Here is a 23,496-nt window from a genome sequence, read left to right on the forward strand (position 1 = left end):
GCCCCAAGCGCGAACGCGAGGGCGCCGCCTGGGTGTTCCTGTCCCCGTGGGTGCTCGGCGCGATCGTCCTGACCCTGCTGCCGATGGCCGTGTCGCTGTACCTGTCGTTCACCGACTACGACCTGTTCAACCCGCCGAAGTGGGTGGGCCTGCGCAACTACGTCCAGATGTTCACCGAGGACCCGCGCTACTGGCGCTCGGTCGTGACGACGGTGACGTACGTCGTCATCGCCGTGCCCCTGCAACTGGCCCTCGCCCTGGTCGTCGCGCTCGCCCTGAAAGGCATGAAGCGCGGCAAGGCCTTCTACCGCTCCGCCTTCTACGCGCCCTCGCTGCTCGGCGCGTCGATGTCCATCGCCCTCGTCTGGCGGGCGGTCTTCAACGACGGCGGCACGGTGGACAACCTGCTCGGCACCGGCGGCTGGGTCAACAAGCCCGGCTGGTCGCTGCTCGCCGTCGCGCTGCTGACGGTGTGGCAGTTCGGCGCGCCGATGGTCATCTTCCTCGCCGGTCTCCAGCAGATCCCCGCCGAGCTGTACGAGGCGGCGGCGGTCGACGGGGCCGGGAAGTGGCGGCAGTTCCTGTCCGTCACCGTGCCGATGCTGTCCCCGGTGCTCTTCTTCAACCTGGTCCTGCAGACCATCCAGGCCTTCCAGGTGTTCACGCCCGCCTTCGCGGTCAGCGCGGGCAAGGGCGGACCGGCCGACTCGACCCTCGTCTACACCATGTACCTCTACGACCGCGGCTTCGTCGCCTCCCACATGGGCTACGCCTCCGCCATGGCCTGGGTGCTGCTCCTCGTGATCGGTGTGGTCACGGCGGTGCTGTTCCGCACCTCCCGCTCCTGGGTCTTCTACGCCTCCGAGGGGGACCGATGACCTCGACCGCCGTTACCCACAAGCCCGTCCGATGGGGGCGGGTCGCCGTCCACCTGGGATGCCTGGCCGCGCTGCTGGTCATGCTGTACCCGCTGGCGTGGCTGCTGGCCACCTCGCTCAAGCCCGCCGACGAGGTCATCGCGAGCCTCGACCTGCTGCCCGGTCACCTGGAGTGGTCGAACTACTCCACCGCCATGGAGGGCGTCAACGACGTCTCCATCTGGCGGCTGCTCACCAACTCGCTGCTGATCGCCGGCGGCGCGGTCCTCGGCAACGTCATCAGCTGCTCGCTCGCCGCCTATGCCTTCGCACGCCTGAGGTTCCGGCTGCGCGGGCCGCTGTTCGCCTTCATGATCGCCACGATCATGCTGCCGCACCACGCGGTGCTGATCCCGCAGTACATCATCTTCAACCAGCTGGGCCTGGTGAACACCTACTGGCCGCTGATCCTGCCGAAGTTCCTCGCCACGGAGGCGTTCTTCGTCTTCCTCATCGTGCAGTTCATGCGCGGCCTGCCGCGCGAGCTGGAGGAGGCGGCCAGGATCGACGGCTGCGGCCCCTTCCGCAGCTTCTTCCAGGTCGTGCTGCCGCTCACCCGGCCGGCCCTGATCACCACCGCCATCTTCACCTTCATCTGGACCTGGAACGACTTCTTCACGCAGCTCATCTACCTGTTCGACCCGGACAAGTTCACGCTGACCCTCGCGCTGCGCTCCTTCGTGGACGCCTCCAGCACCTCCGCGTTCGGCCCGATGTTCGCCATGTCGGTGATCGCGCTGCTGCCGATCGTGCTGTTCTTCCTCGCCTTCCAGCGGTTCCTGGTGGAGGGCATGGCCAGCTCCGGACTGAAGGGGTGAGGGGGATGCGGACACGTGAGGCCGGTGAGGTGTTCGGGCCGCGGATGACGCTGTTCGCGGACGTGCTGAGCGTCGGCCTCGCCACGTCGGTGGCCTGCCTGCCGCTGGTGACCGCCCCGGCCGCGCTGTCGACGGCGTGCGCCGTCCTGCGCGGCGCCGGACAGGACCGCCCTGTCACGGCAGGGCGGTACTTCCTCCTGCTGCGGCAACGACTGCGGGCCGGTGACCTGCTGGCGGGTGCCGTCGCCCTGGCGGGTCTGCTGCTGCTCGCGGCCGACCTGGCGCTGGCCGGGGCCGGGCTGCCCGGGGCGCCGCTGTTCGCGGTGGCCGCCGCCACTATCGGCGGCTGCGCGGCGGTCGTCGGCCTGCGGGCCTGCGCACGCCCCGAGTCGCTCACCGACTGGCGTACGGCGGTGCGCGGGGCCGCCCGGGACGTGGTGGCGGACGTGGGTGGCAGCGGGCTGGTCCTGCTCGCCGTGGCGACGGCCGCGCTGTGCGCCTGGATGCTGCTGCCCCTGGCCTTCCTGGCCCCGGGGCCGCTCACCCTGGCGCTGACCGCCGTCGACGTACGCCGGTCCGCTGCTGCCTCGCTGCGATAGCGCCCGGGCGGCCGCCCGGGCGACAGCACGGCCTGGCTGCACTCCCAGGCCGTCAAGGCCTTCGGCTGACGGTTCGTCAGTACGGCGGTACCGGGCACGGGGCCGGGGCTCAGCGCCGGGCCCCCGGCCTCACCGCCGTGCGGAGGCGCCGATGCCGATCCGCGGCCACGTACGGGCCGCCGCGAGGAGCGCCTGCGTGCGTGCCGACGGAGTGGCCGCCGCCGCTGCCGCCGCCAGGGCCGCCGCTGCGCTCGCGATGCCGAGGACCGCGCCCGCGGCCACGTCGCCCGGGTAGTGCACGCCCGTGTGGATACGGGAGTAGCCGACGGCGCTCGCCAGTGCCCCGAGCGGCACCGCGGCGGGGGGCAGGACCACACCGACGGCGGTGGCGAACGCGACGGCCGACGCCGTGTGCCCGGACGGGAACGAGGCCGACGTCGGCATCGGAACGTGCCGGTCCACCGTCACCCGGGCCGCCTCCCGGTCCGGCCGGGCCCGGCGCACCAGGCGCTTGCCGAGCAAGTTGGCGGAGGCCGAGGCCACCGCGATCGCCCCGACACCCGCGAACGCGGCCTTACGCGGCCGCTTCCCGCCCAGCGCCAGGGCCGCGGCGATGGCGAACGAGATCTTGGAGTGGTCGGCCGCGTGCGACAGATGGCGCAGCGTCCGGTCGAGCGTGGGCGTGGGAGTGGCGGCCACCGCCGCGTACAGGGCGCCGTCCACGGCCCTGAGATCGCTCATGACGGCGCCCAGGAGCCGGCCGGGCCCGCCTGAGGGCTTCCCGTCCTTCGGGAGCGGACGAAGGGCGTCCTCGTCTGTGGTCGTCGGATCGGTCATGTGCTTCTCCCCGCAGTGGCCTTCCCCAGCAAGGTACCGGCTCACGTCGGGCGCACGCTCGGCGCCCCCGCGAGCCGGTACCTTCCGAGTGCCCATGCCGGGCGACTGAACCCGTTTGTTGAACTGGGGGCATGACGTCCCTGCCACACCGGGCCCTGCGCGCACTCGACCGTTTCCACGCCGACCGTCCCTGGGACCACAACGCCCACTTCCACCGCTGGATCATGCGGCGGCTCCCCAGGCGTGTCGGGAGCGCCCTGGACGTGGGATGCGGCAGCGGCGATCTCGCCCGGCTGCTGGCCGGCCGGGCCGCGCGGGTGCACGGGGTCGACGCCGACCCGGCGATCACGGCCCGGGCGCGGGAGCTGACCCCCACGGCGGTCCCGGTGACGTACACGGTGGCCGACGCGCCGGCCGGGCTTCCCGACGGTCCGTACGACGTCATCACCTGCGTCGCCGTCGTCCACCACCTGCCGTTCACGCAGGCTCTGGAGGCCTTCCGCGACCGTCTGGCCCCCGGCGGCACCCTGGTGATCGTCGGTGTGTCCCGGGAGCGGACGCCCGCCGACCACCTGCTCTCGGCGGCGTCCGTCCCGCTCAACATCGTCATGGCCCTGCTCAAGAACCGGGGCCGCCCGGCGCCTCACCCCGTCTCGATGACGGCCGGCACGAGTCCGGCGGACATGACCTTCCCGGAGATCGTCCGCGAGGCCCGGACCGTCCTGCCCGGCGCCCGCCTGCGCCGCCGCCTGTTCTGGCGCTACACGCTGGTGTGGCGCCATCGTTGACCAGTCGGCTGGTTCAGCTCGCGGCGCGGAACGTGCGCAGCCGCAGGGAGTTGCCGACGACGAAGACCGAGGAGAAGGCCATGGCCGCTCCGGCGATCATCGGCGTGAGCAGACCGGCCGCGGCCAGCGGCAGGGCCGCCACGTTGTAGGCGAAGGCCCAGAACAGGTTGGAGCGGATGGTGCCGAGGGTGCGGCGGGCGAGCCGGATGGCGTCCGCCGCGGCCCGCAGATCGCCCCGTACGAGGGTCAGGTCGCCGGCCTCGATCGCGGCGTCCGTGCCGGTGCCCATGGCCAGACCGAGATCGGCCTGGGCCAGCGCCGCCGCGTCGTTGACGCCGTCGCCGACCATGGCGACCGAACGTCCCTCGGCCTGCAGCCGCTTGACGACCTCGACCTTGTCCTGCGGCAGCACCTCGGCGACGACGTGCTCCGGCGCGATGCCGACGTCGCGGGCGACGGACCGGGCCACCGCCTCGTTGTCCCCGGTCAGCAGGATCGGGGTCAGTCCGAGGGCGCGCAGCCGCCGGATCGCCTCGGGGCTGGTCTCCTTCACCGCGTCGGCGACCTCCAGCACCGCGCGCGCCGCACCGTCCCAGGCGACCGCGATGGCGGTGCGCCCGGCGTCCTCGGCCGCCGCCCGGGCCCGGGCCAGCCCTTCGGGCAGCTCCATCGCCCAGTCGGCGAGCAACCGCTCCCGCCCGACGAGCACGGCGTGGCCCTCGACGACGCCCTGGACGCCGAGTCCGGGCACGTTGGCGAAGTCCTCCGGCGTGGGCAGCGCGCCCAGCTTCTCCAGCGCCCCGTCGGCGACGGCGCGGGCGATCGGGTGCTCGGAGGAGTGCTCCAGCGCCCCGGCCAGCCGCAGCACCTCGGCCTCGTCGGTGCCGTCGGAGGTGTGCACGGCCAGCAGGGTCATCCGGCCGGTGGTGACGGTGCCGGTCTTGTCGAGGACGACGGTGTCGACACGGCGCGTGGACTCCAGCACCTCCGGGCCCTTGATGAGGATGCCGAGCTGCGCGCCCCGCCCGGTGCCGACCATCAGCGCGGTCGGTGTGGCCAGACCCAGGGCGCACGGGCAGGCGATGACGAGGACGGCGACCGCGGCGGTGAACGCGGCCGTCAGCCCCACGCCGTTGCCGAGCCAGAAGCCCAGCGTGCCCAGCGCGAGGGCGATCACCACCGGCACGAACACGGCGGAGATCCGGTCGGCGAGCCGCTGCGCGGCGGCCTTGCCGTTCTGCGCGTCCTCCACCAGCCGGGCCATCCGGGCCAGCTGGGTGTCGGCGCCGACGCGCGTGGCGCGCACCACGAGCCGCCCGCCGACATTGATCGTGGCGCCGGTGACCGGGTCGCCCGAGCCCACCTCCACCGGCACGGACTCACCGGTGAGCATCGAGGCGTCCACGGCGGAGGAGCCCTCGACCACCGTCCCGTCGGTCGCGATCTTCTCGCCGGGCCGGACCAGGAAGCGGTCACCGACCCGCAACTCCGCGACAGGAACGGTCTGTTCACGGCCGTCGGCGCGCAGCACGGTGACGTCCTTCGCACCCAGCTCCAGCAGCGCCCGCAGCGCCGCGCCCGCCTTGCGCTTCGCGCGGGCCTCGAAGTACCGCCCGGCCAGGATGAAGGCGGTCACGCCCGCGGCGGCCTCCAGGTAAATGTTCCCGGCGCCGTCCGTGCGCTCGATGGTCAGCTCGAAGGGGTGCGTCATGCCCGGCGTGCCCGCGGTACCGAGGAACAGCGCCCACAGGGACCACAGGAACGCGGCCGAGGTGCCCACGGAGATCAGTGTGTCCATGGTGGCGGCACCGTGCCGCGCGTTGGTGAACGCCGCCCTGTGGAAGGGCCACGCCGCGTACGTCACCACGGGCGCGGCCAGCGTGAGCGACAGCCACTGCCAGTACTCGAACTGCAAGGCCGGGATCATGGCCATGGCCACGACGGGAACCGCCAGCACCACGGCCGTGACCAACCGCTGCCGCAGCGGCCGGAGTTCGTCGGGCTCCTCGGCCCGCTCCTGCTGCCCGGCGGGCGGAGCGGGCTCCTGCGCGGTGTACCCGGTCGCCTCGACGGTGGCGATCAGGTCGCCGACGGAGACGTCACCGCTGTAGCTGACCTTCGCCTTCTCGGTCGCGTAGTTGACGGTGGCGGTGACCCCGTCCATGCGGTTGAGCTTCTTCTCGATGCGCGCCGCGCAGGAGGCGCAGGTCATGCCGCCGATGGCGAGTTCCACTTCGGCGCCGGTGTCGGTCGTGCCGGTGGTCATGGCTCACACCCTTCCGGTCAGCTCGTAGCCGGCCTCGTCGACGGTCTCGGCGATCAGGGCGTCGTCGGGCTCGCCGGCACTGGTGACGGTGACGTGCCCGGCGTCGAGGTCGACCTCGACGCCGCTGACCCCGTCCAGCTCGCCGATGGCCTTGGTCAGCGTGGCCTTGCAGTGGCCGCAGGACATTCCGGAGACGGCGTAGGTGGTGGCGGGCATGGCGTGCCTCCTGGGTACGGTCGCGATTCTCGAATACGGGGCGGGGGTATGCCCTCGCCGAGTTCATGTATACCCCTCAGGGGTATAGGATGCAAGCGCGAGCATCACTTGACTTGGTACCCCCTAGGGGTATGGTGAGCTGCATGGAGGCCCCGCAAAGAGCGGGCGGCCCGGTTCTGAAGGAGATTCGGCCATGAACACCGGACTGAAGATCACGACCTTCGCCGCCGTCCTGGCTGCGACCTTCGGCACGGCCTACGGCGTCGGCCAGGGCATCGACCCCGTCGTCGCCGACAGCCCGCCGAAACACGAGGACGAGCACACCCGGCCCTCACCTCGGCCCGAGGAGGCCGGCGGCCACACCGGGCACGACACGCCCCCGGCCGGCGGGCTCCAGATCTCCGAGGACGGCTACACCCTCGACCTTCAGACTCCGAGCGTCACCGCCGGGCAGCGGTCCGACCTGCGCTTCACGGTCAGGGACGGCAGCGGCCGCGCCGTCACCGCCTACCAGCGCGAACACGAGAAGGAACTCCACCTCATCGTGGCCTCACGCGACCTGGTCACCTACCGCCATCTGCACCCCAGCCGCGCCGCCGACGGCACCTGGAGCACCCCCGTCGACCTGCCCCGCGCGGGCGGCTACCGCGTCTTCGCCGACTTCACCCCGGCGAAGAAGGACGCCCGGAACCTCACCCTCGGCGCGGACCTCGCCGCCTCCGGCCCCTACCAGCCGGAGGAACTGCCCGCACCGAGCACCACCGCCACGACCAACGGCTACGAGGTGAAGCTCTCCGGCGCCCTGCGGCCGGGCAGGGCGAGCGAACTGAAGCTGAAGGTCTCCCGCGCCGGCGAGCCCGTCACGAACCTCCAGCCCTACCTCGGCGCCTACGGCCACCTGGTCGCCCTGCGCTCCGGCGACCTCGCCTACCTCCACGTCCACCCGAACGGCGAGCCCGGTGACGGAAAGACCAGGCCCGGCCCGGACATCTCCTTCACGGCCACGGCCCCCAGCGCCGGTTCCTACCGCCTGTTCCTCGACTTCCAGCACGACGGAAAGGTCCACACGGCGGCCTTCACCGTCAGGGCCGGGGGAACGGCAGCCGGGTCCGGTACCCCCGAGGGGCATACGGACGACGGCCACGGGCACTGAGCGTCAGCCGAGCGCCCGGTCCAGGTTGAAGGCCGCGCTGATCAGCGCGAGATGCGTGAACGCCTGCGGGAAGTTGCCCTGCTGCTCCCCGGTGTGGCTGATCTCCTCGGCGTACAGGCCGAGATGGTTGGCGTACGTCAGCATCTTCTCGAAGGCGAGGCGCGCCTCGTCGATCCGGCCGGCGTGCACCATGGCCTCGACGTACCAGAACGAGCAGATGGAGAACGTGCCCTCGTCGCCGCGCAGCCCGTCCGGACTGGCCTGCGGGTCGTAGCGGTAGACCAGCGAGTCGGAGACCAGCTCCTCGGTGAGCGCGTCCAGCGTCGACAGCCACTTCGGATCGGTCGGGGCGATGAACTTCGTCAGCGGCATCATCAGCACGGCCGCGTCCAGCACGTCGCCGTCCTCGTGCTGGACGAAGGCCCGGCGCGCCTTCGACCAGCCCCGGCTCATGATCCGCCGGTAGATCGTGTCGCGGCACTCCCGCCAGCGTGGCAGGTCGGCGGGCAGGCCGCGCCGGTTGGCGATCCGGATGGCCCGCTCGATCGCCACCCAGCACATCAGCCGCGAGTACAGGAAGTTCTTGCGTCCGCCCCTCGTCTCCCAGATCCCCTCGTCGGGCTGGTCCCAGTTCTCGCACACCCAGTCCACCAGCGCGCACACGTCGTCCCACTGGTCGCTGGAGATGGGCTTGGCCCACTTGTCGAAGAGGTAGATGGAGTCGATCAGCGCGCCGTAGATGTCGAGCTGCAGCTGGTCGGCCGCCGCGTTGCCGACCCGTACCGGCGCGGAACCCTGGTGGCCCTCCAGATGGTCGAGTGTCGTCTCGGGCAGCTCGGTGCGCCCGTCGATGCCGTACATGATCTGCAAGGGGCCGGAGGGCTTGCCGTCGCCCGGGCTGATGTGCCGGGTCACGAAGTTCATGAACGCCTCCGCCTCACCGGTGAAGCCCAGCCGCAGCAGGGCGTAGACGCAGAAGGCCGCGTCGCGCACCCACACGTACCGGTAGTCCCAGTTGCGTTCGCCGCTGAGCTGCTCGGGCAGACTCGTCGTCGGCGCGGCCACGATCGCCCCGGTCGGCGCGTAGGTGAGCAGCTTCAGCGTCAGCGCCGAGCGGTGCACCATCTCCCGCCAGCGGCCCCGGTACTTGGAGGCGGACAGCCAGCGCCGCCAGTACGCCACCGTCGCCGCGAACTGCTCCTCCGCCTCCGTGTGCGCGCACCGGCGGGGCAGGACGCCGCCGCCCACCTTGTCCAGCGCGAACACCGCCGACTCGCCCTGGGAGAGCTTGAAGTCCCCGCGTACGTCCGGCCCGTCCGTCTCCAGCGGCATGGTCGCGGTCAGCGCGAGCGCCAGCCCATCGGCCTCGAAGATCGCCGTCTCACCGCTCAGCCGGATGGTGTGCGGCCGGGTGCCGTAGTCGAACCGGGGAGCGACGCGGGTACGGAACGGGATCGAGCCGCGTACGCACACCACCCGGCGGATCAGCCGGTGCCGCTCGGCCTCGGCCGACGTGCCGTCGACCGGCATGAAGTCCTGCACTTCGCCGACGCCGTCCTCGGTGAAGAACCGGGTGATCAGGACGTTGGTGTCGGGGAAGTAGAACTGCTTGGTGCGCGCAGGCACCGCCGCCGCCAGTTCGAAGCAGCCGCCGCGCTCCGCGTCCAGGATCGAGGCGAACACACTCGGCGCGTCGAAGGCCGGGCAGCAGTACCAGTCGATCGTGCCGCCGGTCCCCACCAGGGCCACGCTGCGCAGGTCGCCGATCAGCCCGTGCTCGGCGATCGGCAGATACCGCCGGCCGCCCGGCACGTCGTGGTCCTCCACTGGTCCGCCCATGACCGCCTCCCTGGCCGGTACGCGCCTCAGCCCCAGCCTAGGACGTCAATGCGGGGAACGAGGATCACACCGTGACGACCCGCAGCCCGGCCTCCTCGAACCGCCGCACCGTCTCCGCATCGGCCGCCGTGTCCGTGACCAGCGTGTCCACCGTCTCGGCGCCGCAGATCCGGGCGAAGGCCCGCTGCCCCAGCTTGCTGGAGTCGGCGGCCACGACCACGCGCTCCGCCCGTTCGCACAGCAGCCGGTTGATGGCGGCCTCCGCCTCGTCGTGCGCCGCGGCCCCGTGCGTGACGTCGAACGCGACGACACCGAGCACGGCCACGTCCACGGTGATCTGCCCGAGCACCGCGTCCGCGAGCGGCCCGACCAGCTCGTACGACTGGGCCCGTGCCACCCCGCCGGTCAGCACGATCTTGAACTGGGGCCGCACGGCCAGCTCGTTGGCGATGTTCAGCGCGTTCGTCACGACGGTCAGGGCGGGCGAGCCGGACGCCAGGTCCCCGCGCACGGCCAGGGCCCGCGCCACCTCGGTGGTGGTCGTACCGCCGGTCAGCCCGACCGCCTCACCCGGCGCGACCAGCTCCGCAACCGCCTTCGCGATCCGCTGCTTCTCGGAGGCGCGCCGGGCCGTCTTGTAGCGCAGCGGCAGCTCGTACGACACCCCGTGCACGACCGCGCCGCCCCGCGTGCGCACCAGCATCTGCTGCTCGGCGAGCCGGTCGAAGTCGCGGCGGATCGTCGCCGCCGACACCCCGAGTTCCCCGGCCGCCTCCTCGACGTCCAGCCGGCCGCGCTCCACGAGCAGTTCCAGCAGCGCCTTCCAGCGGGCGTCGCGCGACATCCGCACCTCCACGTCTCGATCTCCGGGCGACCCTAACGCAGCCGATCGGAGCTGAATGCTTGATGTTGCTCGAAAGCTGTCGATATCTTGCAGGAACAATCAGAACGGAGGGTGTGGCATGACACATGTCGAGGACGAGCTGACCAGCCAGCCCGAGTGCTGGACACGCGCAGCGGCACAGGCGGCCGGGTACGCGGAGGTGCTGCCGGCGCCGGGAGAGCGGGTCGCGATCGTCGGATGCGGCACCTCGTACTTCATGGCGCAGGCCGCCGCGGCCCTGCGCGAGAGCGCGGGCCAGGGAGAGACCGACGCGTTCGCCGCCTCGGAGTTCCCGTACGGCCGCGCCTACGACCGGGTCGTCGCCCTCACCCGCTCCGGCACCACAACCGAAGTCCTCGATCTGCTCGGCAGGCTGAAGGGCCACAGGCGCACCACCGCGATCACCGCCGACCCGGACACGCCCGTGAGGACGGCGGCCGACGACCTCGCCGTCCTGGACTTCGCGGACGAACGCTCCGTCGTACAGACCCGGTTCGCCACCACGGCCCTCACCCTGCTCCGCGCCCACCTGGGACTCCACCCCGGCACCGCCGTCACCGACGCGCGCACGGCCCTGGCGGAACCCCTGCCCGAAGGCCTGGTGGACTGCGCCCAGTTCACCTTCCTGGGACGCGGCTGGACCGTCGGTCTGGCCAACGAGGCCGGGCTGAAGATGCGCGAGGCGTCGCTGTCCTGGGCGGAGGCCTACCCGGCGATGGAGTACCGGCATGGGCCCATCAGCGTCACCACGAGCTCCACCGCGACCTGGATGTTCGGGGACGCGCCGGACGGCCTCGCCGAACAGGTGCGCGGCACGGGCGCGTTGTGGATCGCCGGAGCCCTGGACCCGCTCGCCGAACTCGTCCGGGCCCAGCGCCTCGCGGTCGCCGTCGCCGCAGCACGCGGCCTCGACCCGGACCGGCCACGCCATCTCACCCGCTCGGTGATCCTCGCCCACTGACCTCGGAGGCACCGTGCCCCTCACCACCACCGGCGAGCTCATCACCCGTGCCGCCGCCGCGCGTTCGGCCGTCGCCTCCTTCAACGTCATCACGCTGGAGCATGTCGAGGCCGTCATCACGGGGGCGGAGTCCGTGTCCGCCCCCGTCGTGCTCCAGGTCAGCGAGAACGCGGTCAAGTTCCACGGCGGACAGCTGCTCCCGCTCGCCCGCGCGGCCGTCGCAGCGGCCGAACGGGCCGCAGTGCCGGTCGCGTTGCACCTCGACCACGTGCAGAGCGAGACCCTGCTGCACCAGGCCGCGGAGGCCGGCTTCAGCTCCGTGATGTACGACGCGGCCCGGCTGCCCTACGCGGAGAACCTCGCCGCGACCCGGGCGGCGGTCGACCGGGCGCACGCCCAAGGGCTCTGGATCGAGGCCGAGTTGGGGCAGATCGGTGGCAAGAACGGCAGGCCCCCGCTGGACGCGCACGCCCCGGGCGCCCGCACCGACCCCGACGAGGCCCGGGCCTTCGTCGCCGACTCGGGCGTGGACTCCCTGGCCGTCGCCATCGGCAGCGCCCACGCCATGACCACCCGCACCGCCACCCTCGACCACGCCCTGCTCAAGCGCCTGTCGAGCACCCTGGACGTGCCGCTGGTCCTGCACGGCTCCTCCGGCGTCCCGGACGGCGAACTCACGGCGGCGGTCGCGGGCGGCATCACGAAGGTCAACATCGGCACGGCCCTGAACATCGCGCTGACCGGCGCGATCCGGGACTTCCTCGCCGACCACCCCGAAGCCGTCGACCCGCGCGGCTATCTGACGGTCGCGCGGGAGGCCATGACCCGGGCGGTGGCGAGGACCCTCCGGACCCTCGGCGCGGCTACCGCTTGACGGCCTTCAGCACCACGAACTTCGGGTCGCTCGCCACCAGCCGGCTGTTGCCGAACAGCTTCCGCAGCTTCACGTGGTAGCCCAGATGCCGGTTGCCGATCACCCACAGCTCGCCGCCCGGCCGCAGCGCACGCCGCGCCCCGCTGAACATCCGCCAGGCCGTGGCGTCCGTCGTCGCCTGGTGGGAATGGAACGGCGGGTTGTTGAGAACCAGGTCCACACTGCCGGCCGGCACGCCCGCCAGCCCGTCACCGACCCGGAACTCCGCGTGCCCCGGCACGCCGTTCGCCTTGTACGTCGCCTCCGCCGAGGCCACGGCCTGGAACGACTCGTCCACGAACAGCACCTCGGCCGCCGGGTCGGCCAGCGCCACCGCCGTCCCGACCACGCCGTTGCCGCAGCCCAGGTCCACCACCCGCCGGCCGCCCCCGCCGCTCGGCAGATGCTCCAGGAAGAACCGCGTGCCGATGTCGAGCCGGTCGGCGCAGAACACACCCGCGTGGTTCACGACCGTGCGCCCCGACGCCGGTCCGATGCCCTCCGGGAGCGTGTAGAGGTACGGCCACGGACTGGCGGGCCGCTCCAGCGCGGGATCCGGCGTGCAGAAGATCAGCCGGGCCTTCTTCTCGGCGAGCGACGTGCGGGTCGGGCCGAGGATCCGCTCGAACAGCCGCAGCGTCGAGGTGTGGATCTCCTTCACCATGCCCGCGCCCACGACGACCGTCCCCGCGTGCACCGCCGGCGCCAGCCGCAGCAACTGGTCCTCCAGCAGCGCCAGACTCTTCGGCACTCGCACGAGGAGAGCGTCGACGCGGTCCGGTGGCGGGTCCTGCGTGGTGAGCAGCCGGACCGCGCCGGGCTCGACGCCGTGCCGCGCGAGGTTGGCCCGGGTCGCCTCCTGCGTCAGGTGCGAATCCGTGATCTGCGCCGGCCGGTGCTCCGCCAGCGCCGTGACCAGGGCACCCCAGCGGTCCCCGACCACCACGACCGTGCCCGACAGCGGCACCCCCTCCTGCGCCAGATACTTCAGCAGGTACTCGTCGGAGGCGTCCCAGGCACGCAGCCTGTCGCGAGGGTCCTCGGGGAAACGGGTCAGCGCGAGCTCGCCCCAGGGCGTCGTCATACGGTCGTTCATCGTGCGTCCAGGCTAGCCGAGCCGCAGCTCAGCCCAGGTCGGGGAGGATGGGAGGCATGGACGGCGAACTGTTCCCCCGAGCCCGTACGCAGCCGGCGCCGGGTGCGGTGCACGTGCCGGACTGGCTGGACGCCGAACGCCAGAGCGAGCTGCTGGAGGCCTGCCGCGCGTGGGCGCGCCCTCCGGCCGGGCTGCGCACGGTCCGCACCCCCGGCGGCGGCACCATGACCGCCCGGCAGGTCTGTCTCGGCTGGCACTGGCACCCCTACGCCTACGCCCGCACGGTCGTCGACGGCGACCGCGCCCCGGTGAAGCCGTTCCCCGAGTGGCTGGGGGACCTGGGTCGCCGGGCGGTCCGCGACACCCTCGGGGGACCGGCGCCGACGTACGACATCGCCCTCATCAACTTCTACGACGCCGACGCCCGGATGGGCATGCACCGCGACAGCGACGAGAAGTCGGACGCGCCGGTGGTGTCGCTGAGTCTCGGCGACACCTGCGTGTTCCGCTTCGGCAACCCCGAGACCCGCACCCGGCCCTGGACCGACGTCGAGCTGCGCAGCGGCGACCTGTTCGTCTTCGGCGGCCCGTCCCGGCTCGCCTACCACGGGGTCCCCCGGGTACACGGAGGCACGGCACCGCCCGGGCTGGGCCTGACCGGACGGCTCAACATCACGCTCCGGGTCAGCGGCCTGTAGGCCGCGGGCCCTACGGATCATGGGAGACTCGCCCTCATGAGCGGGAAGGCGGACCCCCGGCCGGCGGGGGATGGGACCACCTCGACGAGGACGCGGCTGGACCGGGGGCGCGGAGCGCTCGGACCCGCGCTGGAGCTCGTGCACACCGGACGCGCGCCGACCCGGGCCGTACTCACCGCCGAGCTCGGCGTGACCCGGGCGACGGCCGGAGCGGTCGCCGCCGAACTGGAGGCGCTCGGGCTGATCCGGGTCGACGCCCGGCCCGGCGCGGCGGCGGGTTCGCAGGGCCGGCCCTCGCACAAGCTGGCCGTCGCCGAGGACGGTCCCGTCGCGCTCGCCGCGCAGGTGCACGCCGACGGCTTCCGGGCGGCGCTGGTCGGGCTGGGCGGCCGGATCGTCGCCACCGCGCCGGGCTGCGAGGTCGTCGACGCCGACCCGGCGAAGGTGCTCGCCTCCGTCGTCACGGCGGGCGCCGAGCTGCTGCGGGAGACGGGGCGGCGTTGCGTGGGTGCGGGACTGGCCGTCCCCTCCGCGGTCGCCGAACCCGAGGGCCTCGCCCTCAACCCGCTGCACCTCGCCTGGCCCGCGGGCTCGCCCGTCCGGGACATCTTCGCCGAGCAGGTGCGCGCGGCCGGCCTCGACGGACCCGCGTTCGCCGCGAACGACGTCAACCTCGCCGCGCTCGCCGAGCACCGGCACGGCGCCGGACGCGGCTCCCGCGACCTGCTGTGCGTGGCCACCGGCCACCGGGGCGTCGGCGGCGCGCTCGTCCTCGACGGCCGACTCCACCGGGGCAGTTCGGGCCTCGCGCTGGAGGTCGGCCACCTCACCGTCCACCCCGAGGGCCGCCCCTGCCACTGCGGCAGCCGCGGCTGCCTGGACGTGGAGACCGACCCGCTGGCCTTCCTCACGGCGGCGGGACGCGAACCGGGCCCCGAGGTGTCCCTGCTCCAGCAGTCCATCGACCTGATCCGCCACCACTACGACGACCCGGGCGTGCGCACCGCCACCGAGACCCTCATCGACCGGCTCGGCCTCGGACTCGCCGGTCTCGTCAACATCCTCAACCCGGACCGGATCATCCTCGGCGGCCTGCACCGCACCCTCTTGGACGCCGACCCCGGCCGGCTCCGCGCGGTCGTCGCCGACCGCAGCCTGTGGGGGCAGAGCGGCGGCGTCCCGATCCTCGCGTGCACCCTCGACCACAACAGCCTGGTCGGCGCAGCCGAACTGGCCTGGCAGCCGGTCCTGGACGACCCCTTGGGTGCGCTCTCCTAGGACCTGCCCGGGCCTCACTCCCGCGTCAGGCTCCACAGCGCCGCCACCACTGGCCGCCGCAGATCGGACCGCCGGACGCACAGCCCGATCGGGAACGGCTCCGGCGCCGGATCGGCCGGCACCACCACCAGCCGGTCCCGCACCGCGCTGTTCTCCAGCACCAGGCGCGGCACCACGCCCGTGCCGCACCCCAGCGCGACCAGCGTGAGCAGCCCCTCGTGGCCGTCCGGCTCACAGGCCACGTCGGGTGCCGCACCCCGGGCGCGGAACCAGCGGTCTGCGGCATCCCGGACCAGCCCGCGGTGAGGGAGGACGAAAGGCCCGTCGAGCCCGGCATCCGGCCGGCCCCGGGCCGTGACCAGGACCAGCTCGGTCACCGCGACCGTCCGGCTCACCAGCGCCTCCGGCAGCCTCGGCGGAATCCCCGCCACGGCCGCGTCGACCTCCCCCTCGTCCAGCCGGGCCAGGGCGGCCGCCGCGTCACCCGTACGCAGATCGAGCCGGACCTGGGGATGCGCGGCACGGAAGGGCGCCAGCAGGTCCGGCAGCAGCGCCTGGCACGCCGTCACCGTCGCGAACAGGGCGAGTCGGCCGGTGAGTTCGGCAGGGTCGGGGTGTTCCTCGCGGTAGGCGCGCCACAACTCCAGGGCCCGCACGGCGTACTCGCGGAACCGGTGCCCCTCCGCCGTGAGCGACACCCCGCGCGGCCCCCGGTCGAACAGCCGGTGCCCGAGATCCGCCTCCAGCCGCTGCACGGTCCGGGTCAGCGTCGCCGGGCTGACGTGACAGTCCAGGCTGGTCCGGCCGAAGTTGAGCGTCTGCGCCAGATGCAGGAACAGCCGCAGCTCCCGGTGATCGTCCCGCACGGCCTGCGCCTTTCATTCGATGCAACAGGGCGCTGCACAAGTTGCGCTTGCCGCAACGCTCAGGCCGAGCCTACAACTCGACCATGACCTCGACGACCACGTACACCTCCCGCCTCTTCCCCCTCGACACCATGGACGTGCCCGGCGGCACCGAGACCGTCCTGCGGGGCGGGCGGCACCTCTTCCCGCTGCTCCCGCAGGCCTTCGCGGGCATCCGGCGCATCGGCGTCATCGGCTGGGGACCCCAGGGGCGGGCGCAGGCCCTCAACCTGCGCGACTCCCTCGCCGGCACGGACATCCGGGTGGCCGTCGGACTGCGCCCCGGCTCCAGTTCCCGCGCCGACGCCCGCGCCCACGGCTTCACCGAGGACGACGGCACGCTCGGCGACTGGCTCGCGGTCGCCGGAGAGAGCGACCTGGTGATCCTGCTGATCGCCGACGCCGCGCTCGCCGCACACCACCAGGAGATCTTCGCCGCGCTGAAGCCCGGCGCCGTCATCGGCCTCTCGCACGGCTTCCTGCTCGGTCATCTGCGGGAAAGGGGCGGCGACTTCCCGCCGGGCCACGGGGTGATCGCCGTGTGCCCCAAGGGTATGGGCGACTCGGTGCGGCGGCTCTACGAGCAGGGCGCGCACATCAACGGCGCCGGGATCAACAGCAGCTTCGCCGTGCACGCCGACCCCGACGGACGGGCCGTCGACCTGGCGCTCGGCTGGTCGGTGGCGCTGGGCTCGCCGTACACCTTCCGCACCACGCTCGACAGCGAGTACCGCTCGGACATCGTCGGCGAACGCGCGATCCTGCTCGGCGCCGTCCACGGCATCGTCGAGAGCCTCCACACCCGCTACCGCCTCGTCGGCGACGACGAGGTGACGGCGTACGAACGGTCCTGCGAGAACGTCACCGGCCCGATCGCCCGCACCATCTCGCGGGCCGGACTGCGGGCCGTCCGCGAGAGCCTCGACGCCACAGGGCGGGACGTCTTCGACCGGGCATACACGGCCACCTACGCCCCCGCGCGCGAGATCGTCGCGGAGATCTACGACGAGGTCGCCGACGGCACCGAACTGCGCAGCGTCATCCTCGCCGAACGACGGCTCGGCGCACGCCCGATGAGCCGGATCGGAGGATCCCCGATGTGGTCGGTGAGCCACCGGGTGCGGGCCCGGCGCGACACCCGCGATCTGCCCGTCGACCCGTTCACCGCCGGCGTGTTCGTCGCCACCATGACCGCCCAGATCGACGAGTTCGCCGAGCGCGGGCACCCCTGGTCGGAGATCGTCAACGAGTCCGTCATCGAGGCCGTCGACTCCCTGCTGCCGTACATGCACGCCCGGGACGTGGCGTACATGGTCGACAACTGCTCCCGCACGGCCCGCCTCGGCGCCCGCCGCTGGGGCCCGCGCTTCCATGCCGCCTACGAGCAGATCGCCTACCCGGCCGCCGACCACCCGGCGGACGCCGCCCTGCTCGCCGCCTTCGCCGCCCACCCGGTGCACGAGGCCCTGGCCGCGGCGGCGAAGCTGCGCCCGTCCGTGGACATCTCGGTGACCTGAAGCGTGACCCCACGGGTATCAGGCTTGCGGGCGCCGCTTCCGGGAAGGCGAGCCGCTGAGCGGGCAGGCTGGTCGGCAGACAGCACGCCCGCATCGCACCACCGAGGAAGTTGACGTCATGACCGACAAGCTCACCGTGAGCGTCCTGGGCACCGGCATCATGGGCGCCGCGATGGCCCGCAACCTGGCACGCGCGGGGCACACCGTCCACGCCTGGAACCGCACCCGCGCCAAGGCCGAGCCGCTGGCCACCGAGGGCGTGCACATCGCCGACACCCCCGCGCAGGCGGTCCGGGACAGCGACGTCGTGCTCACCATGCTCTACGACGGCCCCGCCGCCCTGGACACGATGCGCCAGGCCGCCCCCGCCCTGCGCCCCGGCGCCGCGTGGGTGCAGTCCACGACCGCGGGCGTCGAGGCCGTCGGCGACCTCGCCGCCTTCGCCCGCGAGCACGGCCTGGTTTTCTACGACGCGCCCGTCCTGGGCACCCGCCAGCCCGCCGAGGCCGGGCAGCTGACCGTGCTCGCCGCCGGCCCCGCCGAGGGCCGGGACACGGTGAAGCCGGTCTTCGACGCCGTCGGCGCCCGCACCGTGTGGGCCGGCGAGGACGGGGCGGCCGGCGGCGCCACCCGGCTGAAGCTGGTCGCCAACAGCTGGGTCCTCGCCGTCACGGCCGCCGCCGGTGAGGCCCTGGCGCTGGCCAAGGCCCTCGACGTCGATCCGCGCGGTTTCCTCGACCTCATCGCCGGCGGCCCGCTCGACATGGGCTATCTGCACGCCAAGTCCGACCTGGTCCTCGAAGACCGGCTCACACCGCCCCAGTTCGCGGTGACCACCGCCGCCAAGGACGCCCGCCTCATCGTCGAGGCCGGTACGGGCCACGGTGTCCGCCTGGACGTGGCCGAAGCCGCCGCCGCCCGCATGGAGCGTGCCGCCGCCCAGGGCCATGGCGACGAGGACATGGCCGCCGCCTACTTCGCGAGTTTCGACGACAACCCGTCCGCCTGATCACCCTGGAGGTTCCCCATGTCCAAGCCGCCGCTGCCGCCCGAGGCCGACGCCCTGCTGAGCCGGCCCAACCCGTGCGTCATGGCCACGCTCCGCTCCGACGGCGCACCGGTCTCCACCGCCACCTGGTACGCGTGGAAGGACGGCCGCGTGCTGATCAATCTCGACGAGGGCCGGGTCCGCCTGAAGCACCTGCGCCGCGACCCACGCGTGACCCTCACCGTCCTCGCCGCCGACGACTGGTACACCCACGTCACCCTCATCGGCCGCGTCACCGAGATGTACGACGACGAGGGCTTGGCCGACATCGACCTGCTCGCCCGGCACTACACCGGCAAGCCCTACCCGAACCGCGTCCGCGCCCGGGTCAGCGCCTGGATCGAGGTCGACCGCTGGCACGGCTGGGGCGAATTGAAGGACAGCGACCAGGCCGCGGGCTGAGACCGGTCGGCCACGCCGTCAACGCCACTCCACGGCGAACGCCCGACCCGGGTTCTCCGTGAGGATGCGCCCCACCAGGTCCTCGCCCACCGCGTGGACGAGCCGGGGGCGCACCCGGCGCAGCAGATACGGCATCCCGGGGCCGCCGCCCACCGAGCGGGCGGCGGCCGTCGTGGTGTCCGCGCCCAGCAGCAGCCGGTCGCCGAACCCGGCGTCGGCGAGAGCCCGTACGGCGTCCGGCATCCGCCAGTCGGTGGCGTGGTGGGTGTGTGAGGGTCCGTCAAAGGCCAGATAGCACCCGGACTCGGCGGCCTGCCGGTGCACCACGAGGTCGGGGGAGCGGTTGAGGTGCCCGAGCACCACGCGCTGCGGCGGCACCCCCAACTCCCCGCACAGCAGGTCGAGTACGTCCAGCGCCCCGGTGCCCAGCTCCAGATGCACGGCGACGGTCACGCCCGTGGCGTGATGCGCCTCGGCCGCCGCCGTCATGGTCCAGCGGGCGTGCGCGTCCAGGACGTGGAAACCGCCTGCCACCTTGACGAGCCCCGCACGCACCCCCGACGCCCCGATGCCCTCGGTGAGTTCCGAGACGAAGACGTCGGCGAGCCGGCCCCGCAGCCCCGCGAGCGTGTCCTCGTCGTAGTGGGCGGCTTGGTGCAGCCCGGTCGCCGCGACCACGTGCACCCCGGTCTCCCGGGACAGCGGCGGCAGATCGGCGGCCCGCCGCCCGAGCCCGTACGGCGTCCACTGCACCACGGCACCACCGCCCTGCTCCCGGAACGCGACCAGCTCCGCCCGCGCCGCCGCCACGCTGCGCAGCTCCTGGCCGGGCAGCCGGGGACTGCCGAAGAACAGGTGGTCGTGGGCGTCGCACACGCCCAGCTCTCCGGGCGGCACGTCCCCCAGCACCGTGCGGACCGCGCTCACCACCTGCGCCCCCGGGGCAGCCGGTCCAGGCCCGGTGCCGACAGGTGCAGCACCTCGAACATGTCCCCGTCGGCCTTCGGGGTGTCGTGCTCCCAGAGGGAGAAGTGCACCAGCTCCCAGCGGCTCGTGTCGACGGCGGCCGCGGCGAGCAGGGCCCCGTCCTCCGCCGCCAGCCGCCGAGCCTCCCGCACCGAGTCCTCCACCGCCTCGGCCAACAACCCGGAGGCCGGGACGGGTTGGCGCCGCCGTACCGCGAACCGCGCGTGCGAACCACCCCCTTCCTCGTACGCGAGACCCGTCCACTGCCGTACCGACGGCCGCCCGAAGTCGTCACTGAGCCCCTGGAACCCGCCGCCCCAGAGGAAGGCGTTCATGCCTTCGACGGTGTTCCACAGATAGAAGGGCGCGTACTGGCTGACCGGCGAGCCGCGCAGACCGCGCTCGCGTATCAGATAGGCCTTGAAGCCGAGCCCGTCCCAGTCGTCGAGCAGATGCCCCAAGCGGGCGACACGGTCGCGGATGACGCCCATGTCGTAGTCGGCGGGCAAGGTGAGCTCGTACTGCATGGCGTGCATTCAGGTCTCCTCAAGCGGGACGGGGCGCGAGCAGCGACAGCAGGCCCCGCACACCCGCGTCGAACGCGGCGGGGGAGCCGGAGGCGCGGGCGAGGACGTAACCGCCCTGGACCGTCGCGACGACCGCCGCGGCGATCTCCTCGCCGTCCAGCAAGGACGCGAACTGGCCCTGCTCCTTGCCCTCTTCGACGATCCCGGCGATCCGCTCGCGGATCCAGTCGAGCGTCTCGTCGACCGGGGCGCGCAGCTCGGCGCTGGCGATCACGTCAGGGTCCATGGTCAGCCGGCCGATCGGGCAGCCCCGCAGCACGTCACGTTCGCGCCGCAGATAGGCCTCGATGCGCTGGTACGGCGTTCCCGGGCCGTCGAGTACTCCAGCCGCGGTGGCCCGCATCTCCTCGGCGGTCCGCCGGATCGCGGCCAGCGCGAGGTCGGGCTTGCCCTTGAAGTGGTGGTACATGCTGCCCTGCCCGGCGCCGGCACGCTCCAGGATCGCCTTGGGGCTCGTGCCCACATAGCCGCGCTCCCAGAGCAGCTCGCGGGTGGACTCGATCAGCCGTTCCGAGGTGCTCATGCCCTCACTGTACATACCAGTAGTTACAGAAGTCCACGGCCGGTGAAGCACACCTGTCCTGCCGCCCTACTCCCTGCGAGGTACGCACACTGCCGCTGGCCGTACGACGACCGGGGCCCCCTCGCCGCGCGACTCTCGGAAGCGACAGACAGGACATCGCAGCAACACGTCCGAGGAGTGGAACGACATGCAGACCCTGGCGAACTTCGGCGACGGCGGCCCCGGCCCCTGGATCCTGTTCTTCCCGCTGATCTGGGCACTGGTCATCGGTGGCGGCATCGCGCTGCTGCGCCGCACCGTGTGGCGCGGCCGCCGCGGCCCCTGGCGGCAGCCCACGGTCGAGAACGACTCGCCCATCGCCGTACTCGGCCACCGCTTCGCCTCCGGCGAGATCGACGAGGACGAGTACTGGCGCCGACTGTCCGTACTGAACGAGGAGTTCGGCCGCTCGGCCAAGGGTGGTGGTGCATGAACCTACTGGTCCCACCGCAAGAGCCCGTTCCGTTGGGAGCCGCCCATGCCGAGCCGCCGGAACGCCATCACCGCCTGCGCGGTCATCGGTGGGCTGTCCTGCCTGTGCGGCGCGGCGCAGGTGCTGTTCGCCGATCCGGCTCGCATGTGCGGCCGCGTGCGTAGGCCTGGGCGGCGAGGGAGCGGGCCCGGGCCGTGGCGCCCGGGACCCTTCGTGGCCACGACCCGGCTGGGACCGGTTCGAGGAAGGGTTCTTCCCGCCGCGCGGCCTGCCACTGGAACGACGGACGGGTGGAGGACCTGGTCCTCCCCTGGGTCCTTCCCGCCTTGACGGTCGGCTTCGGGCCGGCCGCCGCGTGCGTGATCACGCCGGTCGTCGCCCGCTACCGGAAGGCGCACAGGCGTCGAGCGACCCCGCTCCCGGACTCCCCGGCCTGACGCGGGACACCGTTCGTCCGGTCAGGGCGCAGGCGGCATCGGCGCGTTCACCCCTGCGCCCCCTCGGGACGGTGGTCACCGCCCGGTCAACCGGCAACGGCGGACCGGGCGGGAGCGTGTTCGGGCCGCAGCCCGTCGGCGGTGTGCCCGACCTCCGCGAACCTGCGCGCGGGTTTCTCCAGGGCCGTGCGCCGTGCGCGGCGCGACGGCGCCGCCACCGTGGCGGAGGACGTCGGAAGGGTGAACCATACGACCTTGCCGGACTCGCCGTCCGGCCGGACGCCCCAGCTCTCGCTCATGGCGGCCACCATCGCGAGCCCGCGCCCGCAGGTCGCCAGCGGCTCGGCGTCGTCGACCACGGGCATCCGCGGGTCGTGGTCGCGCACCGAGACCGTGAGCCGGTCGAGCAGCAGCTCCATCTCCACGGTGCACGTCTTGTCGGGCTGGGCATGCCGGTGGACGTTGGACAACAGCTCCGTCACACCGAGCGAGGCCCGGTCGATCAGGGCGTCGAGATGCCAGTAGCGCAATTGCGCAGAGACGATTCTGCGGACCTGGCCGATCCGCGACGGCAGGGCTTGGAGCTCCACCGTGCAGTGCCTGCTTGGGTAGCTGATCACGGCTGCGACTCCCCGACGTGAGGTCCGGAAGAACACGGAGTTCGGATCCAGCAAGGCGCCTTCGTGACACTGTCGCCCGCTGTCGTGGCCGGCGGGCTGGTTCGCAGCGTTATCGCCGGTAAACCCAGAGTGACGTGAGACCAGAGTGACGTAGGGGGTGGGGTACCGCAACTCGCGGACACCTCAGTCGCCGCGCCCCGCCGCCCTGCGCACGGCCTCGATGAAGCGCCGTGCGGCGGGCGGCCCCGGCTCGCCCGGAGCGGGGTCGTGGTCGCCCAGGGTGAGCAGGTACCGCTTGCCGTTGAGATCCGCCGTGGCCCGGTCATCGGGGCCGAACCAGGGCTTGGAGGCGCGCACCGCCTGCACCGGCGCGCTGTCGATCTCACTGCCGTAGCTGGTCAGCAGCTCGAGCCGGCCGTCGCTGATCCGGATCTGACCGGCCCGGGTGAGCGAACGCAGCCGCTTCCCGATCCGCACGCCCGTGGCCCTGAACTCCGGCTCCGCCATGCCACCCGCCCCCTTGTGCGCGTCGGTGCACCGGCTCCCGCTCGCGCGGTACCCGGCACAGGCTCGTGTCCTGATCCAGTGTGCCCCCGTCCGGAGGCTTGCTCCGGTTGCTGCCTCGTACCCCTGCCGGTACCCCGTTCGGAGCCCCGGTCCCGCGGTGAAGTCTGCCCCCACCCGGCGCCGAGCACCAGTGCAGCAGACCTCCTCTCCTGGGGCGCCCGGAGCACACCCGCACGTGCGCCCCCCGGAC

Annotated in this window: 25 protein-coding genes; 13 read left to right on the forward strand and 12 right to left on the reverse strand. The window is 72.8% G+C overall.

Going from position 1 to position 23,496, the window contains the following annotated elements; all coding sequences use genetic code 11:
- The 3 genes from CA983_RS18620 to CA983_RS18630 form a co-directional block, all read left to right on the forward strand.
- The coding region (locus tag CA983_RS18620; protein ID WP_107500246.1) for a carbohydrate ABC transporter permease at window positions 1-878 on the forward strand (878 nt) is incomplete at its 5' end.
- Entirely contained in the window at window positions 875-1,735 is an 861-nt protein-coding gene (locus tag CA983_RS18625; protein WP_086602035.1) for a carbohydrate ABC transporter permease, read from the forward strand. The genes CA983_RS18620 and CA983_RS18625, both read left to right, overlap by 4 nt.
- A gap of 5 nt (window positions 1,736-1,740) precedes the next feature.
- Window positions 1,741-2,334: a hypothetical protein gene (locus CA983_RS18630; protein WP_086602036.1), complete on the forward strand. Its 594-nt coding sequence runs from the start codon at window positions 1,741-1,743 to the stop codon at window positions 2,332-2,334.
- A gap of 129 nt (window positions 2,335-2,463) precedes the next feature.
- On the opposite strand, the gene CA983_RS18635 is transcribed toward CA983_RS18630, so the two are convergent.
- Window positions 2,464-3,171 carry a phosphatase PAP2 family protein gene (locus tag CA983_RS18635; protein ID WP_086602037.1) on the reverse strand — a complete coding sequence of 236 codons (708 nt, stop codon included), beginning with the start codon at window positions 3,169-3,171 and terminating at the stop codon, window positions 2,464-2,466.
- A gap of 131 nt (window positions 3,172-3,302) precedes the next feature.
- On the opposite strand from CA983_RS18635, the gene CA983_RS18640 reads away from it, so the two are divergent.
- Entirely contained in the window at window positions 3,303-3,959 is a 657-nt protein-coding gene (locus CA983_RS18640) for a class I SAM-dependent methyltransferase (RefSeq protein WP_086602038.1), read from the forward strand.
- A gap of 13 nt (window positions 3,960-3,972) precedes the next feature.
- Here the strand turns inward: CA983_RS18640 and CA983_RS18645 are convergent, their stop codons facing one another.
- Window positions 3,973-6,225, reverse strand: coding sequence for a heavy metal translocating P-type ATPase (locus CA983_RS18645; protein WP_086602039.1), 2,253 nt, complete (start codon window positions 6,223-6,225; stop codon window positions 3,973-3,975).
- Between the two features lie 3 nt (window positions 6,226-6,228).
- Window positions 6,229-6,441 carry a heavy-metal-associated domain-containing protein gene (locus CA983_RS18650; protein ID WP_086602040.1) on the reverse strand — a complete coding sequence of 71 codons (213 nt, stop codon included), beginning with the start codon at window positions 6,439-6,441 and terminating at the stop codon, window positions 6,229-6,231.
- A 193-nt stretch (window positions 6,442-6,634) separates the two neighbouring features.
- Here CA983_RS18650 and CA983_RS18655 point away from each other — a divergent pair, with 193 nt between their 5' ends.
- Window positions 6,635-7,594: a hypothetical protein gene (locus CA983_RS18655; protein ID WP_086602041.1), complete on the forward strand. Its 960-nt coding sequence runs from the start codon at window positions 6,635-6,637 to the stop codon at window positions 7,592-7,594.
- A gap of 3 nt (window positions 7,595-7,597) precedes the next feature.
- On the opposite strand, the gene CA983_RS18660 is transcribed toward CA983_RS18655, so the two are convergent.
- Window positions 7,598-9,433 carry a glycoside hydrolase family 15 protein gene (locus CA983_RS18660; protein ID WP_086602042.1) on the reverse strand — a complete coding sequence of 612 codons (1,836 nt, stop codon included), beginning with the start codon at window positions 9,431-9,433 and terminating at the stop codon, window positions 7,598-7,600.
- A gap of 64 nt (window positions 9,434-9,497) precedes the next feature.
- Window positions 9,498-10,277: a DeoR/GlpR family DNA-binding transcription regulator gene (locus CA983_RS18665; RefSeq protein ID WP_086602058.1), complete on the reverse strand. Its 780-nt coding sequence runs from the start codon at window positions 10,275-10,277 to the stop codon at window positions 9,498-9,500.
- A 118-nt stretch (window positions 10,278-10,395) separates the two neighbouring features.
- On the opposite strand from CA983_RS18665, the gene CA983_RS18670 reads away from it, so the two are divergent.
- Together CA983_RS18670 and CA983_RS18675 are read left to right on the forward strand one after the other, a co-directional pair.
- Window positions 10,396-11,277, forward strand: coding sequence for an SIS domain-containing protein (locus CA983_RS18670; protein WP_086602043.1), 882 nt, complete (start codon window positions 10,396-10,398; stop codon window positions 11,275-11,277).
- A 13-nt stretch (window positions 11,278-11,290) separates the two neighbouring features.
- On the forward strand, window positions 11,291-12,151 hold the full coding sequence (locus CA983_RS18675; protein WP_086602044.1) for a class II fructose-bisphosphate aldolase: 861 nt from the start codon (window positions 11,291-11,293) through the stop codon (window positions 12,149-12,151).
- Here the strand turns inward: CA983_RS18675 and CA983_RS18680 are convergent.
- Window positions 12,141-13,274: a methyltransferase gene (locus CA983_RS18680; protein ID WP_086602045.1), complete on the reverse strand. Its 1,134-nt coding sequence runs from the start codon at window positions 13,272-13,274 to the stop codon at window positions 12,141-12,143. The genes CA983_RS18675 and CA983_RS18680 overlap by 11 nt on opposite strands.
- A gap of 68 nt (window positions 13,275-13,342) precedes the next feature.
- Here CA983_RS18680 and CA983_RS18685 point away from each other — a divergent pair, with 68 nt between their 5' ends.
- Together CA983_RS18685 and CA983_RS18690 are read left to right on the forward strand one after the other, a co-directional pair.
- On the forward strand, window positions 13,343-13,984 hold the full coding sequence (locus CA983_RS18685) for an alpha-ketoglutarate-dependent dioxygenase AlkB family protein (protein WP_086602046.1): 642 nt from the start codon (window positions 13,343-13,345) through the stop codon (window positions 13,982-13,984).
- A 36-nt stretch (window positions 13,985-14,020) separates the two neighbouring features.
- Window positions 14,021-15,262 (forward strand): ROK family protein, encoded by a 1,242-nt coding sequence (locus CA983_RS18690; protein WP_086602047.1) that lies wholly within the window; start codon window positions 14,021-14,023, stop codon window positions 15,260-15,262.
- 14 nt (window positions 15,263-15,276) lie between these two features.
- Here the strand turns inward: CA983_RS18690 and ilvY are convergent, their stop codons facing one another.
- Window positions 15,277-16,128, reverse strand: a complete 852-nt coding sequence (gene ilvY, locus CA983_RS18695) for an HTH-type transcriptional activator IlvY (RefSeq protein WP_086602048.1) — start codon at window positions 16,126-16,128, stop codon at window positions 15,277-15,279.
- Between the two features lie 83 nt (window positions 16,129-16,211).
- On the opposite strand from ilvY, the gene CA983_RS18700 reads away from it, so the two are divergent.
- From CA983_RS18700 to CA983_RS18710, 3 genes are all read left to right on the forward strand, one after another.
- A complete protein-coding gene (locus CA983_RS18700) occupies window positions 16,212-17,684 on the forward strand; it encodes a ketol-acid reductoisomerase (RefSeq protein WP_086602049.1) in 1,473 nt (490 codons plus the stop codon).
- Window positions 17,685-17,802: 118 nt separating this feature from the next.
- The gene (locus CA983_RS18705; protein ID WP_086602050.1) at window positions 17,803-18,693 is read left to right on the forward strand and encodes an NAD(P)-dependent oxidoreductase; all 891 of its coding nucleotides are present in this window, start codon (window positions 17,803-17,805) and stop codon (window positions 18,691-18,693) included.
- An 18-nt stretch (window positions 18,694-18,711) separates the two neighbouring features.
- Window positions 18,712-19,134: a PPOX class F420-dependent oxidoreductase gene (locus CA983_RS18710; RefSeq protein ID WP_086602051.1), complete on the forward strand. Its 423-nt coding sequence runs from the start codon at window positions 18,712-18,714 to the stop codon at window positions 19,132-19,134.
- Between the two features lie 18 nt (window positions 19,135-19,152).
- Here CA983_RS18710 and CA983_RS18715 read toward each other — a convergent pair whose 3' ends face one another.
- Genes CA983_RS18715 through CA983_RS18725 form a run of 3 tightly spaced genes read right to left on the reverse strand, consistent with a single transcriptional unit; the run spans window position 19,153 to window position 21,210 of the window.
- On the reverse strand, window positions 19,153-20,061 hold the full coding sequence (locus tag CA983_RS18715; protein ID WP_086602059.1) for a phosphotriesterase family protein: 909 nt from the start codon (window positions 20,059-20,061) through the stop codon (window positions 19,153-19,155).
- Complete coding sequence (locus CA983_RS18720) at window positions 20,058-20,636, reverse strand: DUF4865 family protein (RefSeq protein ID WP_086602052.1); 579 nt, start codon at window positions 20,634-20,636, stop codon at window positions 20,058-20,060. The genes CA983_RS18715 and CA983_RS18720 overlap by 4 nt, the downstream gene beginning before the upstream one ends.
- A 10-nt stretch (window positions 20,637-20,646) precedes the next feature.
- A complete protein-coding gene (locus CA983_RS18725) occupies window positions 20,647-21,210 on the reverse strand; it encodes a TetR/AcrR family transcriptional regulator (protein ID WP_244206988.1) in 564 nt (187 codons plus the stop codon).
- Window positions 21,211-21,397: 187 nt separating this feature from the next.
- Here CA983_RS18725 and CA983_RS18730 point away from each other — a divergent pair, with 187 nt between their 5' ends.
- Window positions 21,398-21,682, forward strand: a complete 285-nt coding sequence (locus CA983_RS18730) for an SHOCT domain-containing protein (protein WP_086602054.1) — start codon at window positions 21,398-21,400, stop codon at window positions 21,680-21,682.
- Between the two features lie 523 nt (window positions 21,683-22,205).
- On the opposite strand, the gene CA983_RS18735 is transcribed toward CA983_RS18730, so the two are convergent.
- Both CA983_RS18735 and CA983_RS18740 read right to left on the reverse strand, forming a co-directional pair.
- A complete protein-coding gene (locus tag CA983_RS18735; RefSeq protein WP_208636986.1) occupies window positions 22,206-22,739 on the reverse strand; it encodes an ATP-binding protein in 534 nt (177 codons plus the stop codon).
- 183 nt (window positions 22,740-22,922) lie between these two features.
- Window positions 22,923-23,246 carry a hypothetical protein gene (locus tag CA983_RS18740; RefSeq protein ID WP_086602056.1) on the reverse strand — a complete coding sequence of 108 codons (324 nt, stop codon included), beginning with the start codon at window positions 23,244-23,246 and terminating at the stop codon, window positions 22,923-22,925.
- Window positions 23,247-23,496: the final 250 nt, after the last annotated feature.

The organism is Streptomyces swartbergensis, assembly GCF_002148965.1.
In the GTDB taxonomy this organism is placed as follows: Bacteria; Actinomycetota; Actinomycetes; order Streptomycetales; family Streptomycetaceae; genus Streptomyces; species Streptomyces swartbergensis.